Origin of the sequence: Glaciimonas sp. CA11.2 (assembly GCF_034314045.1) — a bacterium.
In the GTDB taxonomy this organism is placed as follows: Bacteria; Pseudomonadota; Gammaproteobacteria; order Burkholderiales; family Burkholderiaceae_D; genus Glaciimonas.
On record NZ_JAVIWL010000001.1, the window covers coordinates 4064791 to 4082219 of the forward strand.

15 protein-coding genes are annotated in these 17429 nt (G+C 48.6%); 9 read left to right on the plus strand and 6 right to left on the minus strand.

Features of this window, described 5'->3' with window-relative positions; all coding sequences use genetic code 11:
• The first annotated feature begins 167 nt into the window (after positions 1–167).
• The 9 genes from RGU75_RS17640 to RGU75_RS17680 all read left to right on the plus strand — a co-directional run bounded on the left by RGU75_RS17640 (position 168) and on the right by RGU75_RS17680 (position 10652).
• Positions 168–2027 (plus strand): ATP-binding protein, encoded by a 1860-nt coding sequence (locus RGU75_RS17640; protein ID WP_322238187.1) that lies wholly within the window; start codon positions 168–170, stop codon positions 2025–2027.
• 240 nt (positions 2028–2267) lie between these two features.
• Entirely contained in the window at positions 2268–3113 is an 846-nt protein-coding gene (locus tag RGU75_RS17645) for a response regulator (RefSeq protein ID WP_322238189.1), read from the plus strand.
• Between the two features lie 282 nt (positions 3114–3395).
• On the plus strand, positions 3396–3707 hold the full coding sequence (gene flhD, locus RGU75_RS17650; protein WP_322238191.1) for a flagellar transcriptional regulator FlhD: 312 nt from the start codon (positions 3396–3398) through the stop codon (positions 3705–3707).
• Between the two features lie 63 nt (positions 3708–3770).
• Complete coding sequence (gene flhC / locus RGU75_RS17655; protein ID WP_322238193.1) at positions 3771–4373, plus strand: flagellar transcriptional regulator FlhC; 603 nt, start codon at positions 3771–3773, stop codon at positions 4371–4373.
• A gap of 157 nt (positions 4374–4530) precedes the next feature.
• Complete coding sequence (gene motA / locus RGU75_RS17660) at positions 4531–5391, plus strand: flagellar motor stator protein MotA (protein WP_322238195.1); 861 nt, start codon at positions 4531–4533, stop codon at positions 5389–5391.
• Positions 5392–5485: 94 nt separating this feature from the next.
• Positions 5486–6502, plus strand: coding sequence for a flagellar motor protein MotB (motB, locus tag RGU75_RS17665; RefSeq protein ID WP_322238197.1), 1017 nt, complete (start codon positions 5486–5488; stop codon positions 6500–6502).
• A 234-nt stretch (positions 6503–6736) separates the two neighbouring features.
• Positions 6737–8869, plus strand: coding sequence for a chemotaxis protein CheA (cheA, locus tag RGU75_RS17670; protein WP_322240640.1), 2133 nt, complete (start codon positions 6737–6739; stop codon positions 8867–8869).
• Between the two features lie 212 nt (positions 8870–9081).
• Entirely contained in the window at positions 9082–9585 is a 504-nt protein-coding gene (locus tag RGU75_RS17675; RefSeq protein WP_322238199.1) for a chemotaxis protein CheW, read from the plus strand.
• Between the two features lie 284 nt (positions 9586–9869).
• On the plus strand, positions 9870–10652 hold the full coding sequence (locus RGU75_RS17680) for an SDR family oxidoreductase (protein ID WP_322238201.1): 783 nt from the start codon (positions 9870–9872) through the stop codon (positions 10650–10652).
• A 217-nt stretch (positions 10653–10869) separates the two neighbouring features.
• Here RGU75_RS17680 and RGU75_RS17685 read toward each other — a convergent pair whose 3' ends face one another.
• From RGU75_RS17685 to RGU75_RS17710, 6 genes are all read right to left on the minus strand, one after another.
• Positions 10870–11880, minus strand: coding sequence for an SIS domain-containing protein (locus RGU75_RS17685; RefSeq protein WP_322240641.1), 1011 nt, complete (start codon positions 11878–11880; stop codon positions 10870–10872).
• 25 nt (positions 11881–11905) lie between these two features.
• The gene (nagA, locus tag RGU75_RS17690) at positions 11906–13075 is read right to left on the minus strand and encodes an N-acetylglucosamine-6-phosphate deacetylase (RefSeq protein WP_322238203.1); all 1170 of its coding nucleotides are present in this window, start codon (positions 13073–13075) and stop codon (positions 11906–11908) included.
• 148 nt (positions 13076–13223) lie between these two features.
• Positions 13224–14132, minus strand: coding sequence for a BadF/BadG/BcrA/BcrD ATPase family protein (locus RGU75_RS17695; RefSeq protein WP_322238205.1), 909 nt, complete (start codon positions 14130–14132; stop codon positions 13224–13226).
• Positions 14133–14314: 182 nt separating this feature from the next.
• Entirely contained in the window at positions 14315–15487 is a 1173-nt protein-coding gene (locus RGU75_RS17700) for a sn-glycerol-3-phosphate ABC transporter ATP-binding protein UgpC (protein ID WP_322238207.1), read from the minus strand.
• A gap of 69 nt (positions 15488–15556) precedes the next feature.
• The gene (locus RGU75_RS17705; protein ID WP_322238209.1) at positions 15557–16426 is read right to left on the minus strand and encodes a carbohydrate ABC transporter permease; all 870 of its coding nucleotides are present in this window, start codon (positions 16424–16426) and stop codon (positions 15557–15559) included.
• A 10-nt stretch (positions 16427–16436) separates the two neighbouring features.
• On the minus strand, positions 16437–17351 hold the full coding sequence (locus RGU75_RS17710) for a sugar ABC transporter permease (protein ID WP_322238211.1): 915 nt from the start codon (positions 17349–17351) through the stop codon (positions 16437–16439).
• Positions 17352–17429 lie beyond the last annotated feature (78 nt).

Here is a 17429-nt window from a genome sequence, read left to right on the forward strand (position 1 = left end):
ACGGCGTGTGGTCATGACCATTCCGAAGTATCGATGTCAGTCTGGTTATATTATATGAATGGTGCGTAGTCTCATTTATTAACGCCTTATTGACGCCACTTCACGACATCCTTTTTTCATTTCGCTATAGCGATGATTTTATCTGAACCGATAGTCTGGCAACCGTAATGCAACGATTCAACCCTCGCCGATCACACCGGTACAATCAGACCAAGACTGGAAGTATTTTTTCTGGAATCCGGTATTTTCGACTTCTCAACGTCATCGTGATAATGGTTGTCGTGACGATCGGTTATATCTGGCTGCATGCCGGTTATCAAATCGGATTTGAATTTGATAGGGATCTTAATGAAGCCCAGCGCGACAGGGTGGTATTGGTTGGGCACTATGTGAAGCACCTCGTCCACGAGATTGACGAACGAGATCGTATGTTAAGACAGGTGCGTGCGGACTATGGCATTAGTAGTGAAAAATTCACACAATCGGCGCAGGTCCAGGAAAATCACTTACCAGCGCGCGCATTGTCGGCGCGCTCGTCCTCGCAAATTCCTCCTCAACCATCTTTAACGCAAAGGTCCTTAACTCAGCGCTATGCTCCTGCATATGCCGGTCTTTATAACGAGTTAGCGATTGTTGGTGAAAATGGACACGTGGTCGCATCAACAGCGATTCCGACAGTGACTAAAGTAAAGATGGCGGAAGGTGTCGATCTGAGCCTGCAGGAACTGTTTATAGCGAACCGTGATAGCAGCGAAGATATCCTGAGAATAGGAAAACCGTATCAGACACCCGGAACCAGTCAATGGGTGATGACCATGTCGCGTCGCCTATTGTCGCCAGCTGGCGAGTTTGCCGGTATTGCACTGATACGATTTCCTATTGAGCAGATGTCCTATTTTTATCGCAATACTGAGCCTCTCAGTAATAGCGAAATATTTGAACCTGGACATGTAAATCTGGACGCCGAAAGTGCGATTGAGCGAGTTGTACTATCTTCCATCATAGGACTGCCGGTGTTGACAGATGGGGCTTCAATGGTGAAGCCGATTGATCAATCTCATAATCCGAGAAACGCGGGTGATGGTTTTCCTGCCGCAGACCCGTTGGCGTCGCGCGCAATCGTTTATAAACTAGGTCCTTATCCCATTTTGGTATCGGTCGTTTTTGCGCAATCGGCGGTAATTCCCTCGCAATTTACGCATCAAATTACTAACTACATCACGTTTGCTTTGGTGCCGACTTTATTGATATTAATCCTCGTATTCTTTATTTATAGAACGATTAAACGACAGTATTTTGTTGTCAAAAAATACGATATCATGCGGCGCCGCGCGGTTGATGCAACCAAGAGAAAATCACGCTTTCTTGCCACTGTAGTGCACGAGTTACGGACGCCACTAACTAGCATACAAGGTTATTCAGAGCTGGTACGTGATGGTAGTACGGATGATTTGAGTCGAGAATTTAACGATCTGATTCATCAAAGTGCAGTCCATCTTCATAGCTTGTTGAACACTTTGTTTGATCTGGCAAGAATTGAGGCTGGAAAGGTGGTGATATTTCGGGAGTCTATTGATTCGGTGACTTTCTTTAACTATATTTGCGCCGTACACCAACCGGCAGCAAAAAAGAAAAGTTTGAGTTTTGGCATGCTGCTGGCTACAGATTTGCCAATACAATTCTTTAGTGATCGGATGCGACTCTCACAAATACTAAACAATTTGTTAGACAACGCAATTAAATTTACGGCAAAAGGGGGCGTCTCGCTAGAAGTCGTTGTGGTGAAAGGAAAAATTCGGATCAAAGTGCTAGATACCGGTTCTGGTATAGAAAAAAAGGATTTGGCGCATTTGTTTGAATATTTTTACCAAACAGATACGGTGAGAGTGCAACGTGGCGAAGGCTTGGGGCTTGGACTGTCGCTCGCCAAGGAGTTCGCAGAACTTATTGGTGGCGCTATCAGTATCGAATCACAGTTAGGTGTTGGTACCGTTGTGGAACTCACCATTCCTATCGATTCACGCTAGTCACCAGCCTTCATTTTGCGTAATGCCGGAGTACTTTTAAATCGGCGCAGTAACACATCGCATGATGTAGGGAATAGTGCATTCTGCTGCTGGTTCACTCAAGAAAGTAATTATGAGACTATACAAATGTTGTTACTGAGGGCATCACCGCTGTTACTATTATTTCAGCCATACCAGCAACCGCAGCGGTTGCTGCGACGACCGCCATTTGTCTTTTCATCAGTGAATCACTGACACGCGATGTGTTCCTACCTTATTCTTGTCGTCGAAGACAATCCCATTAATCGTCGCCTGTTGCAAGTGCAACTGGCGTCTGAGGGCTGGCAAAGCGAGGTCGTAGAGACAGGCGCAGCGGCGCTGTCCTGGTTACGCAAACGTCATGCTGATAAACAAGCCTGGCCTTCAGCGATGGTGACGGACTATGTGCTGGAAGATATGACGGGCGTACAACTGCTTCATAGAGTGCGGGAATGGGAAGTGGAACTGGCGGGAGCTGATGCTATGGATAGTACGGCACTTGCGCCTATTCCCGTCCGATTACCGCTACCAATGATTCTATATAGTGGAATGTCTCTTGATTTTTTAAAGACCAAATCACGTGGGCTAGATTGCCTGGCCATTATCACTAAGCCAATTGGTCGCCGACAATTACGGGATGCATTGTCACCATTGATCAACCGCCGTACATCCACGCGTTACTCTTTTGCGCGATCCAGATTGCCGAATGATCCGTCGCCCTTAGCTGAGTCGTATAACTCTCTCAGTGTGGTAATAGCGGATATGCCGATGGATTTGCTAATTGAATTGCTGCAGTTTGGTGAGGAAGGATTAATATGCATCCGCAATAGCCTTCGCATCGGGGCATTGGATCAGGCCGCGAGTGTCGCTCATGGAATAAGGGGAGCGGCGGGGATATTGCGGTGCGTTCAAATCGCACAATCGGCGACAGAAATTGAAACGCAGGCGCGGCTTGGAATCGCAACACATTTAGATAGAGGATGCAATCATCTTCAGATCGGGCTAGAACATCTTCGCCGACACATCGCCTTTTCGGAGCAAGTCCACAATACCCAGGTTAGTCGCTGACTTCCTGACCTAACTGACCCATTTTTCACACTCCGTGTATCCGATCAGGCCATTGCTGCGATCAATTTCGTTTGCATGGCTTGATCGTGAAATCGTGATCATTCTTTTTGTAGGAATAATTCTTACAAGCGATAGCCCAAATATTTCATTTAGATTAAGAAGAGTGCCGACTCTTTTTGCGTCAAATATATTTCATAATTGCCGTGTGGAAAGTTGAACTAAAATAAAACGTTATATTTTTTTCAGTTTTATGGAAGTGTTGTTGTCGTCTAGGGGAATTAAATGGGTGGCCTTGGCAGTGAAATCGGGGAAGTAAACTTATCTTATTTATTGTTGGCACAGCGCTTGTTAAGGGAGGACCGCGCAACAGCAATGTTCCGTCTGGGGTTGTCAAAGGAGTTAGCCGAGCTAATCAGTGATTTGTCTTTATCGCAAGTGATTAAACTTGCCGCTTCGAGTTTATTGTTATGTCGCTTCCGTTTCGATGACCACGCCATCTTGTCGTCATTAACCCACGAGGGCAAAGATAACAGTCTGCAGCAGGCACACGCCGCTATTCTGTTGGCTAGTCAAGAGGTTGAAGGCATTCATTGATGAAACTTCAACTTGATGGAATTTACGCAAGCTTTGATGACTATTGGCCTCTGAAAGTGCTTCATGGCTAGCAAAAGCGTGATTCTTGAAGCACAGGAAATTCAGCTGGCAATGGATTTGATCAAACTTGGTGCGCGCTTACAGTTTTTAGAGGCTGAGACCAGCTTGAGTCGTGATCGGCTCATAAAACTATACAAAGAAATCAAAGGGATGTCGCCCCCTAAGGGATTGTTGCCGTTCTCTACCGATTGGTTTATGACATGGATGTCTAATATTCATTCGTCTATGTTCTACAACATCTATCGTTTTATGATTACGCATGGAGAGTGTAAGCAGATTGTTGCCGTTATAAAAAGTTATCGGCTTTATCTGGAGCAGGTACAGCAACAAGGCGGTGAACCGGTACTCGATTTCACTCGCGCCTGGACGCTTGCCCGCTTTTTCGACAGTGGCATGTTGCAATTGACTCCTTGTAGCCGTTGTAAAGGCCATTTTGTGGCGCATGCGCACGATCCTCAACAGGGATTCGTTTGTGTCTTGTGTCGCCCCCCTTCGCGCGCGGGCAAGACCCGCAAATTAGCTGCTAGCAACAAAGCAGAAGCAGAAGCTCTACAGCACAAACTTAATCACCACCACCACGGAATACGCCATGCATCCGTGGCCTGACGGCGTCGTTGCTTTGAAAGATAGTGTGCAATTGCCGCTCTGCCAGCGCTGCCGGATTCATCAATACGTGGCACCGACAGGTTCAGTTTCATAGATTGAACCCGCATATTGGCGGTATTTTTGCTGCCCGGTGTGGTTTTTTATAAGGGGATGGATAGTGCTGGTTTTAATTGGTTATATCGTGGTGGCAGTATCCGTATTCGGGGGCTATGCACTGTTGGGTGGCAACCTCGGCGCACTCTATCAGCCGGTAGAATTATTGATGATCGCCGGTGCGGGTATTGGCGCATTTGTGGTCGGTAATAATGGAAAGGCAATCCGTGCCACGTTGAGAGAACTTCCTAAGTTGTTACGCAGCTCTAAGCACGATAAAGCGCTTTACATGGAGTTGATGGCGCTAATGTACGTGCTGCTGGCAAAGGGCCGTAAAGATGGGATGCTGGCACTGGAGTCAGATATTGATGATCCATTGAATAGTCCGCTGTTTGCACAATATCCGATGATTTTGAGCGACGCTAACGTGATTGAATTTTTGACCGATTATCTGCGTTTGATTATCAGCGGTAATATGGATTCGTTCGAAATTGAATCCCTCATGGATCATGAAATAGAAACCTATAAACATGAATCCGAGGTTCCTGCCCAAAGTTTAGCTAAGGTAGGTGACGCTTTGCCTGCATTCGGTATTGTCGCTGCAGTCATGGGCGTAGTCCATGCGCTGGCCTCCGCCGATTTACCGCCAGCGCAAATGGGGATGTTAATTGCCAACGCGATGGTGGGTACTTTCCTTGGTATTTTATTGTCCTACGGTTTCGTATCGCCGCTGGCGACATTGATCGAACATCAGGTTGCTGAGTCTGCCAAACTATATCAATGCATGAAGGTAACTCTGCTTGCTAGCCTGAACGGATACGCGCCGCAACTGGCAGTTGAATTCGGTCGAAAAGTATTGTATTCGACAGAGCGGCCATCCTTTTCCGAACTCGATCAACATGTGCGCGAAGTGAAGAATCGGTAAGTGGATTATTGACCGGTTGCATGAGCGCCGCGCGCATAGACGGCGATCAAATACATAAAATAATTTATTAGGACGATGGACATGCGGAGATGGTATGAGTAAGGGGCAACATCGCATTGTCATAAGACGTTCCGCACCTGTCAAACCGCCACAACATGGTGGTAGCTGGAAGATTGCATACGCTGATTTCATGACCGCGATGATGGCCTTTTTTCTGGTGATGTGGTTATTGTCGATATCAACCCCGCGGCAACTTGTTGGCATCGCAGAATACTTTCGGACGCCGCTAAAGGTAGCCATTAACGGCGGTGACCGTAGCAGCATGAGTAATAGCGTGATACCTGGCGGCGGCCGCGATCCAACGCGATCGGACGGCGAAGTTAATCGGGCAGCAAAGGTTGCCGCTGATCTTGTCGGTGCAGGCAATGCTAGTGATGCCAGTGATAACAAACGCCTGCGCGAACTTAAGAAGCGGCTCGATTTGGTAATTGAAGCCAACCCTTTGCTTAAAAAATTTAAACCGCAATTACTGATTGATATTACGACCGAAGGTCTGAGGATTCAGATTGTGGATAGTAAAAAACGGCCAATGTTCAATCTGTCAAGCGCTACGGTCGAGCCTTACATGCGCTTAATTTTGCGAGAAATCGGGCCGGTTTTAAGCGAGTTGCCAAATAAAATTACTCTGTCTGGCCATACCGATGCCACGCCTTATGTGGCGAGTGAGAGAGCCTATAGCAATTGGGAATTGTCGGCCGATCGCGCCAATGCATCGCGTCGCGAGTTGATTGCCGGTGGGATGGCAGAGGACAGAGTGCTGCGGGTTATGGGGGTTGCTTCGAGCATGCATTTAAACAAGGCAGATCCATTCGATCCGATCAATCGTCGCATCAGTATTGTCGTGCTGAATCGCCATTCGCAGGAGCAGATTGAATATGAGAATGCGACTGGAAATGAAGTGCAAACAGTCGGTTCGAAGTCGCGCATAGTAAATGGCAGCAATGCTGGCAGCGACACCAGCGTTGGTACAGATATGGCCACGATCGGCCCCGGGCGTCCTGATGTGGTAACACAGTTACGCAAAATGGTACCGTCCAAACCGTCACCCTGACGTTAGAAGTTAGGCGACGATTTCGCCAATCCCTGGCAATCGGGCTGCGTGGTAAAGCATTTACTTCATCACCAATAAGCGCCGGCATATCCTCACAAAAAAAATTATCCTTTAGGTATTCAGAAAACCCATTTGCGTCCGTAATACCGTATGCAGCAGTATTTGCGAAGTAGCGAGCATGCCGTATTTAAGGCGTTAAAAAATAGGCAGTATTGAGCAAGGATGTGAGTGCCAATGGACATAACCGAGTTTTACCAGACCTTCTTTGAGGAGGCAGAAGAATTACTCGCCGAAATGGAGCAATTGCTACTGGGCCTTGATCTTGACGCGCCTGACAATGAGCATTTAAATGCTATTTTTCGTGCCGCACATTCAATTAAGGGTGGTGCTGCAACGTTCGGATTCGTCGCATTGACTGATACGACCCATCTTTTAGAAAGTTTGCTGGATCGGGTACGACATCAGGAGTTGATATTGCACAGCACAATGATCGATGTATTTTTGGAAACAAAAGACGTGCTACAAGAGCAATTAAATGCCTATCGGGTTGGCGTCGAACCAGCGCCGGAAATGGTCGCTCGTATTTGTTTGGTATTACAACATTTGGCGCAGGAAGAGCTGAGGAAACAAGGATTGTCAGACATTCCTGTTAGACCTGTATCCGTTGTGATGCCAATCACGCCCATTCTCCCTAATCCTCTAATCATCGTTGATGCAGAGGATTTGGCCCAGCAGAATGATTCATCAAAATCCATCTGTTTGAAGGTGCGATTTTCTGGTCTGGTCGACAGCGACCATTCGTGGTTGATCGCTGAAATGGCAAACTTAGGCGATGTGCTGGCAAAGACGCAAAGTGACGATAGCTTGGTAGTCTGGCTTAGAACTTCCTGTGAACCCGATGACATTATTGCAGTATGTTGTTTTGTTATAGACCTGGATCAAATCGAAATTACACGTGAACTGGCGGAGAGAGTCGAGACTTTAGTCGCTCCACTACAATCCGAAGTGTTGCCATTGCCGCTGGTTTCGCCTCCATCTATTACCGAAGCGCAAATAAAGGTTTTGATTACCACCGCGGGTTTCAGCGATGTTGCGTCTGCGGCTACCTTAATGCCAAATATAGCTGCTGAGGCTAACGTTGATGCTCCTGAATCTATTATTTTCAATCCGGGTACGTCCGCGAGCGCTGGAAGTACTAAAGAATCGAGTTCAATTCGTGTCGATGTAGACAAGGTTGATCAAATTATTAATTTGGTCGGAGAACTAGTGATCACGCAATCGATGCTGGTTCAAACCGCTTCGACCCTGGATTCAGTCATCCACGAGCAGCTATTAAGCGGCATGGCGCAGTTACAACGTAACGCCCGTGATCTTCAAGAATCCGTGATGTCGATTCGCATGATGCCGATGGATTATGTATTCAGCCGGTTCCCACGTCTGGTGCGTGACCTGACCGTCAAACTAGGTAAAGAAGTGCAACTGGTGACGGTTGGTAAAACGACGGAACTTGATAAAAGTCTGATTGAGCGCATCGTCGACCCATTGACGCATCTGGTACGAAATAGTCTCGATCACGGTATCGAGCGAGCAGAGCAGCGAATTGCTGCTGGCAAAGATCCGGTTGGTGAATTGGTTCTGTCGGCGCAGCATCAGGGCGGCAATATAGTGATCGAAGTCAGTGACGATGGTGCGGGTTTGAGCCGTGAAAAAATCCTCGCTAAGGCCATCCAGCAAGGCATGCCGCTGCTGGACGTGGCTAATATGACGGATGAGGAAGTTTGGCAGTTGATATTTGTTCCCGGATTTTCGACTGCAGAAAAAATAACCGACGTTTCGGGGCGCGGTGTTGGGATGGATGTTGTTAAGAGGAACATTCAGGAGATGGGCGGATATGTCGAAATTTTTTCCCATGAGGGCAAGGGCAGTACGGTCAAAATCATATTGCCATTAACTTTGGCGATACTGGATGGGATGTCGGTCAAGATTGGAAACGAAGTATATATTTTGCCCCTGAATTACGTGATTGAGTCGTTACAACCACGTTCGGAAGACATACATTCTGTCGCTAATGACGAGCAAATCATGCACGTACGCGGTGAATATTTGCCGCTGACTGAGTTGTATCGCGTGTTTGATGTTCCGCATGCTCGCACCGATCCCACAAAAGGCATTGTAGTGATTGTGCAGGCAGATGGCCGACGCTTTGCCTTGTTGGTGGATCAACTGGTCGGTCAACATCAGGTTGTCGTTAAAAATTTGGAAACAAATTATCGTAAGGTTCCAGGCATTTCGGCTGCGACTATTTTAGGGGATGGCAGTGTGGCGTTGATTGTTGATGTCTCGGGCCTAAAGAGTATTAATCGATAAATATGGGCCTTATATCGATGGTAAAAAAATGTTGCCTAAAGTATTGAAAAAGGTATTGAAAAAGATTCTACAGCCGATCCAGCTAGCTCCAGGCAGTGCCGATATCTTGCTTTGTTAGATAAGTATATAAGTCCTTGCGGCTAGGTTACGTAATCAATGATGACGTAACAAATGGTTATGCAACAACTGCGCGTCGAAGATTGGAGAAAGAAATGATGGCAATAAATGTAGCAGATGTGCTTAATGCAGTAACAGACGGAGACGGTGAAAAATTTCTGGTCTTTACGTTGGGCGCGGAAGAGTACGGAATTGACATCCTGCGCGTTCAGGAAATTCGAAACTATGAGGAAGTGACACGGATTCCCCACGCGCCGACGTTTATAAAAGGCGTCAGCAATTTGCGTGGAATTATTGTGCCGATTGTCGATTTTCGCATTAAATTAAAACGCGATAATATCGATCAAAAGGACGATACTGTTGTGATTATTTTGAATATCAGGAACCGTGTCGTAGGAATACTCGTCGATGGCGTTTCGGATGTTTTAACATTAACCACAGATCAAATAAGACCCGCACCCGAGTTCTGCGCGACATTATCAGCCGAGTATTTGACCGGCCTTGGTGCGCTGGAAGATCGCATGCTTATTTTGCTGGATATTGAAAAATTGATGTGTAGTGAAGATATGGCATTATTCGATACAAAGATCGCAGCCTGACGATCAAACTGTTTGAAATTGTTGATATGGCATATTCATAGGGTAGATCGAAATAGGCACCCAAAGTTTTGATAGGTTTTATGCTTCATCTGGTTGACTAAAGCTTTAATCGGTAAAAGACCTGTTCATGTTATCTCTACTCACCGTCGATTCATCGCATGTTGCAGTTGCGACAGAGGATTTGGATGGCAGGCAATTGCTTATCTGTAATTGAGAATGTTAGCGAGATGGTTGTTAAAATATGTGCATAATATCAAACACATTAACGACCAAGGACAATCGACATGACGTCAACTCTGACATCAACTACGCACCCGAATCAAAAAGTTGCTCTCGTCACTGGTGCAGGTTCGGGGATCGGTAAGTACATTTCTCTCGCACTGCTCAACAATGGCTATTCTGTCGTATTGGCAGGACGGCGGCTTGAGGTGCTTAACGAAACCGTTATTGCAGCAGGTGAGTTCGGCGTCAATGCGCTGCCGATATCAGCAGATGTGAGTGATCCTGCATCGGTTAAATTATTATTCTCCCAAGCCCGGGCGCGTTTTGGACGACTTGATCTATTAATTAATAATGCCGGTGTTTTTACGCCATCGGTCTCGCTTGAAGATGTTGAGTATGCCGACTGGAAAGCGTCAGTGGATATCAATTTGACTGGCGCATTTTTGTGTACGCAAGAGGCTTTTCATCTAATGAAGGTGCAGCAACCGGGTGGCGGCCGGATCATTAACAACGGCTCGATTGCAGCACATGCGCCGCGGCCAAATTCAGTGGCCTACACCGCAACTAAACACGCCATGACCGGCCTTACCAAGGCTACCTCGCTAGATGGACGCAAATACAATATCGCTTGTGGACAGATTGATATCGGCAACGCCGCTACCGATATGACCGAGCGGATGGGAAGTGGAATCTTGCAGGCCAACGGGGAAATGGCAGCTGAACCAAGAATGTCGGTGGAGCATGTTGCGCAGGCGGTGTTATATATGGCGGGACTGCCGTTAGACGCTAACGTGCAATTTATGACGGTGATGGCGACTAATATGCCGTTTGTTGGTCGGGGATAAAGTTGCCCATTGCTTTGTTGCGGTCTTGTGAGCGGTAGTTGTTTAACGATGTCTCGACATCAGTAGATGTACATCTCAACCGGCGCGACAGTCGATGCTTCTTGACATGGATTGGCGAACCGGTTGGATGAAGTATCTACAGTGGCTGCCGTCAAGCCGTGGTTTGTAAATGACGCGAAGCTCTCTAAAGCTCAAAGCAAAAATGCTCCTTGTATCTCTAACTGGTTTTCGTGATCTTGCTCAGATGGCGCGGTCGGTCGGGGTCCATACCGCGCGCTAACGATAGGTGTGCGGCCATGACATAAAATGCTTGAATGGCGACGATGGGATCCAGATCGGGGGTCGCTGCCACGGGAAGTGTCAGGTTACGCTCTGCGATGTCATCAGGTGCGGCTAACAGGACCTTTGCTCCGCGTCCACGCATTTCTTCTGCCAGTTTGAGTAAACCTGCCTGTGTTGGGCCGCGGGTGGCGAATATGAGAAGCGGGTATCCTTCGTTGATGAGCGCCATTGGGCCGTGTTTGATTTCGGCACCGCTGAATGCTTCTGCCTGAATCGCCGACGTTTCCTTGAATTTCAACGCTGCCTCTAACGCCAGCGGAAAACTGATCCCGCGCCCGACCACCATGATGTTAGTGGCGGGAATTAATACTTCTAGTGCGGCTGACCAGTCACACTGGGTTGCTGCATCCAAAGATTCCGGCAATGTGTCGAGAGCGGCCAGAAATGTTGGATCGTCTTGCCAATGCCCTGCAAGTAGCGCTCCGGCGACCAGACTGGCAATAAAGCTTTTAGTCGCGGCGACGCTAAGTTCTGCACCGGCATGTAATGGCATCGCCCATTCGGCACTGGTTGCCAACGGAGATGAGGCGTCATTCACGAGCGCAACTGTGGTCGCGCCACCGTCGCGGAAGTAGCGAATCGGGGCAATCACGTCGGGACTTTGGCCCGATTGAGAAATGGCAATGGCGAGTGCATCACGCGCTACTAATGGCGCGTTGTTCAGAGTGACCAAAGACATTGGTAAGGATGCGACGATGCGACCAAGGCGGGCCATGATCAGATAAGCGCAATAACTGGCCGCGTGATCGGAACTACCACGTGCCACGGTCAGAATACTGGTCGGTGGTTCGGAGCGCAATCTACGTCCAAGTTCTGCGTAGCGATCACGATCTTGCTTTAGCTGCGCGGCAACATGGGCGCTGGCGGAACACGCTTCTTCAAGCATGCGCGATGATGGGGCCGATGATGAATTAATTGGTGTTGGCGGCGTTGAGGTCAATCTGTTCTCCTTCTACATACACTGCTGTGAGGTTAAGCTGGCGATCAAATACCAGAATATCGGCGAAGCAGCCGGTTTTAAGGCGACCACGTTCTGTGATCCCAAGATAATCAGCAGGATAGGTTGAGGTGCGTAACGAGGCTTCGGCCAAATCGAGCCCGAGCGATACCAGATTCCGCAACGCCTGATCCATCGTGAGCGTGCTACCCGCCAGTGTGCCGTCAGCCAGGCGCACGCCACCCATACATTTATGGACGACTTGCCGTCCTAGCATATATTCACCATCTGGCATGCCGGATGCAGCGGTTGAATCAGTTACACAATACAAACGTGGAATAGCGCGCAATGCCGCTTTGATCGCGCCGGGATGTACGTGCAACAAATCAGGTATCAGTTCGGCATACTCGGCATGTGCCAGTGCTGCACCGGCCATGCCGGGAGCGCGGTGATGGAACGCGCTCATGGCGTTGAACAGATGGGTAAATCCAGTCGCGCCATTATTTAGCGCAGCCACGCCATCCTCGTAATTGCCCAGCGTATGCCCGATTTGTACGCGCATGCCGCTTGCACTGAGTGTCTTCACCAGTTCCAGATGACCATCCACTTCTGGCGCTATCGTAATGAGTTTAAGCGGTGCAAAGCTACGTAGCCAGTCAACTTGCTCCAGCGTTGCTGCGACGGCGAAGTCGGGCTGCGCACCCAGTTTTCCGGGATTAATATAGGGGCCTTCCAGATGCGCGCCAAGTATCCGCGCACCACCGTCACAGCGTTGCAGACATGCGCGGCCGATAGCGCTCAATGCGGCCTCAAGATCTGCTGCCGGTGCGGTCATAGTGGTCGCCAGCATACTTGTGGTGCCATGTTGTGCGTGCATTCTGGCGATTAAGTGCACGGCATCGCCTGCGTCCATCACGTCTTTACCGCCACCGCCATGGACGTGACAATCGATAAAGCCGGGCAAAATAAACTGATCAGAGGGCGAATGTCCCAAGGGCTTAATGCCGATGGGCAATGGCAGGCTCGGATCAAAGTCCAGGGTTTCGCCGCTGATATCAGTAATCAAATCGTTGAAGCTGATTGCACCGGCGACCCAGCCTTGCGCAGTAAGCACGTTGCCATGAAGTTGGGTGGTGAAGGGCATCAAATTTTCTCCGTTATGAGGGTGTAAATGACAGCGGAAAATACGTCTCTATAGTGTTTATGACGGTTCTTCATTCCGCATCTAAGCGAGACAAAGTTGATTTGAACATGCATAGTGAGGTCATCGTAAAAATTGTTAATTTTCAACATCATTGCTCCAGATGTTGACGAATGAGTAGCAATCCGCCGCTTGAAGAGTCAGCTTCTGGCGGAACGGTGCGCAATTGTAAAGTCTGCGGCAGATAGTCTTTCAATACATGCGCGAGGCCGCCGCACAACGCTAACGGTAATTGCTCTGATACATCCAGAGCAAGCGCCATTTTGGCGATTTCATTACCCGCTCTCCAGAGCATATTTCTCGCCACCTCATCATCCACCGCGTGCTGGAAAATAAAGGGTGCTAATTGCGCGTACATGCTCTGATTGGCATTTGCCAGCCAGGCTAGGACGCTGTCCCGATTGCTTTTGTCAGTGCCATCGCCGCCGCAATGCCGGATGATGTTCGTCGCCAAAATACTTTGGGGCGTCCGACCATCAAACACTTGTTCCACATGATTGATTGCCAATATTCCTAACCAGGCGCCACTTGCCTCATCGCCAGAAGGAAACCCCCATCCTCCAATAATGTGTTGGACTCCATCGGGTTTTAGCACCGCGCCAATACTTCCCGTGCCTAACGCGATGATCGCGCCCGGGCGACCCTGATGCGCGCCGAGAAGGGTGGTAATGGCATCTGAGGCCACGGCGATGCTGCCAAATCCAGGATTCAGGGCCGTGAATTCTGCGGCCCAGGACGGGACGTTGACACCGGACAATCCGAAGCCAGCGGCGATTCTGTTGTAAGAAGGGGCTGAAATACCTGCTTTATGAAAACCTGTATGTATTGCCGATCCAATAGCCGCCCACGCCTTATCACGGCCATGCATGAGAGCGGACGGCCCACCGGTTGCTTCTGCAATCACGCTGCCATCTGCACGCGCAATACGGATCTGGGTTTTGGTGCCACCACCGTCGATCCCGATCAAATACTCGTAAGCTGAGTCAAGCGTTGTATTCACTTCAAATCCTGTTTGTTGTGGCCTAAAGCAAAAGTTTATCTATTTTTGCCGTTAAATGGTGCGCAAACTACTAAATAGAAATGTTTTTTGGTCATCATGCGCTTTTTAGGACTTACGCAAAACTGTCTGATCATGACTTGACGACAAAGATAGTTCGCGCTGAGAGCGGGCAGCGCAGGCGGCTAGGATGGCACATCGCCGTTAGGGCGATTTTGCGTTAGTCCCAATTTTGATGAAATCATGTTGCCTGGCTTGATGCGACGTAGCGCATTGCCATTTGCATCGAATACGTGAAATGCATTGCTGGCTGCCGATAGCGTGATATTTTCACCGATAAGGACGGTATTGTTTCCATCGCCGCGTACGACGATATCCTGACCGTTTTGCAGCGTGGCATAAATGAAATTTGCTTCTCCAAGATGTTCAACGACGTTAACTCTCCCGCTAAAGGTCTCGCTGCCGCTGTTGTTCTCCAGAATGTGTTCGGCGCGCACGCCTAAAGTGACCGGATCGCCGATGCGCATAACGCCGTTCACTTCGGTTGTGCAGACATCAGCACCCACCTCCTGACCTCCCTCTAATTGTATTTTTAGATAATCTGCCTCAATAGAGGTAACCAAGCCCTGCATCAGATTCATTTTGGGCGAACCGATAAAGGTTGCCACAAACAAATTTTCTGGCTGCTGATATAGCTCTAGAGGCGTACCTGATTGTTGTATTTGGCCATCATTCATCACGACAATTTTGTCGCCTAACGTCATGGCCTCAACTTGATCATGCGTGACGTAGACGATGGTTGCTGCCAGTTGACGATGTAATTTGGCGATTTCAAGGCGAGTCTGTACGCGTAAGGCCGCATCCAGATTGGATAGTGGTTCGTCAAATAAGAACAGCCTCGGTTTCCGTACGATAGCGCGACCAATCGCCACACGCTGGCGCTGGCCGCCGGATAATTCACGCGGCAATCGATCCAGTAAATGATCAATCTTCAAAATGCCAGCGGCATGATGAATCTGTTGGTCGATCGTATTTTTATCGGAACCAGCAACTTTTAGCCCGAACGCCATATTTTTATACACCGTCATATGCGGATATAACGCATAGCTTTGAAATACCATCGCGATACCACGCTCGGCAGGCGGAAGATGGTTGACGACTTGATCGCCAATGGCTATTTGGCCATCGGTGATATCTTCGAGTCCGCATAAAAGTCGTAGTAATGTCGATTTGCCGCAGCCGGAAGGGCCGACCAGTACGCAAAATTCGCCGTCGTTTACGTCAAGGTTGATGCTTGCCAGCACATCTTGCTTGCCATCGTATGATTTTCTAAGATTCTTAATATTGACGTTAGCCATGATTTTTTACCTGTTTTACTCTGCCGTGCGATCAGAAATACGCGGACGAATTTGTATAAGTTTGTTGGTTTATTTGACCGCACCGGATGTCAGGCCGCGTATCAGTTGGCGTGAAAACAGCATGTACAAAATCAAAATGGGAATCACCGCCATCGATAAAGCAGCCAACACAGAATTCCAGTCAGTGGCGTACTGGCCGATGAATTGCTGGACGCCGAGGGTGACAGTTTTAGTGTCGTCGCCGGGTGCCAGAATCAATGGAAACCACAGATCGTTCCAGACTGGAATCATCGTAAATACAGCAACGGTCGCAATCGCAGGACGAATCAAGGGAAGTATCACGCGGAAAAAAATCTTGAATTCACCCACCCCGTCGCAACGTGCGGCTTCCTTTAATTCCTTTGGAATTTGCCGAATGAATTCGGACAAAATCATCACAGCTAATGGTAATCCCTGAGCGGTATAAACCAGTATCAACGCCGTGCGCGTATTGATCAGATCAAGCGTCACGACCAATTGCAAAATGGAGACTGTGCCAAGGCGGATGGGAATCATGATGCCAAGTGCCAGATACAACGTCATCATGCGATTGCCACGAAATTTATATTCGGATAGCGCCCAGCCTGCCATGGCACCGAACAAAACGATGAGTGCCAACGAGCCGAGTGTCACGATCAGGCTATTGCCAAAATACAGCATGAAGTTGGTGTTGGTTAACACCTTCTCAAAGCCGATCAGCGAGAACGTGTCGACGGTGGGAAATGCCAGCGGATTGTCAAAGATGGCTTCGCGCGATTTGATGGAGTTGATCAGTATCAGCGCAATGGGGAACAGTGCCACCAGCGCATAGGCGCACAGCACAAGGTGTACCCAAATGCGGCCGATATTACTATGTCGCATTGACGGTCGTAGCGAGGGGCGAAGTGTGGAGGAAGTCATGGAATACACCTTACAATTCATAGCGTGTCAGCCTGCGCTGGACGAGATAGAAATACACGGCAACGCCGAGCAAGATCACCAAAAACATGAGGGTTGCCACTGCAGCGCCCATCGTGGGACTGCCAATTTGCGCCTGATAGCCAAAGAACGTCCGATAAAAGAAGGTACCCAGAAGATCGGCTGAATAGTTGGGTCCAGCCAGTGCACCCTTAACCGAATAGATCAGATCAAATGCATTGAAGTTGGCAACGAAAGTCAGAATCGTGACTAATCCCAAAGTTGGCAAAATTAGCGGTAATTTGATTTGCCAAAAGATGCGCCACGAACCAGCGCCTTCGACGTAAGCCGCTTCCAGCACTTCTTCTGGCACGGCCAATAATGCCGCGTAGATCAGCATCATGGGGATGCCGATGTATTGCCATACCGAGATTAGGGCCAGTGTGATTAATGCAGTAGATTGCTGACCAAGCCAGGGCGCGAAGAAATTTGCCATTCCGACGAAGCCCATCAATTTTTCACCAACACCCCATAACGGCGACAGAATAAGTTGCCAGATAAATCCGATTATCACCACCGACAGTAATGTCGGCAAAAATATCAGGGTGCGATATGAGCGCGCCCAGCGCAGACCTTTGAGACTAAACAGCGTCGCCAGCAATAATCCGATTGGATTTTGCAGCAGCATGTGGATTGCAAAAAACTTGACGTTATTCCACATCGCGTTCCAGAACGCGTTGGACCAGTCAGAATCGAAAAGGATGATGTGATAGTTGGATAGACCGACGAAGCTATGAACACCAGCATCGTTGGTGGTATAGAAGCCAAGCCGGAGTGTGTCCAGCAGCGGCAGCGCGCTGAACATCGAGTAGATGATCACCGCTGGCGCTAGAAAAATTACAATATGCCAGGGAAATGCTTTTTTCAACTTGATTCTCCAAACAAACTCATTGTCCTATTGAGTTGGACTTATTCAAAACCGCTGTGGCGGGGTTGATCGCGATCA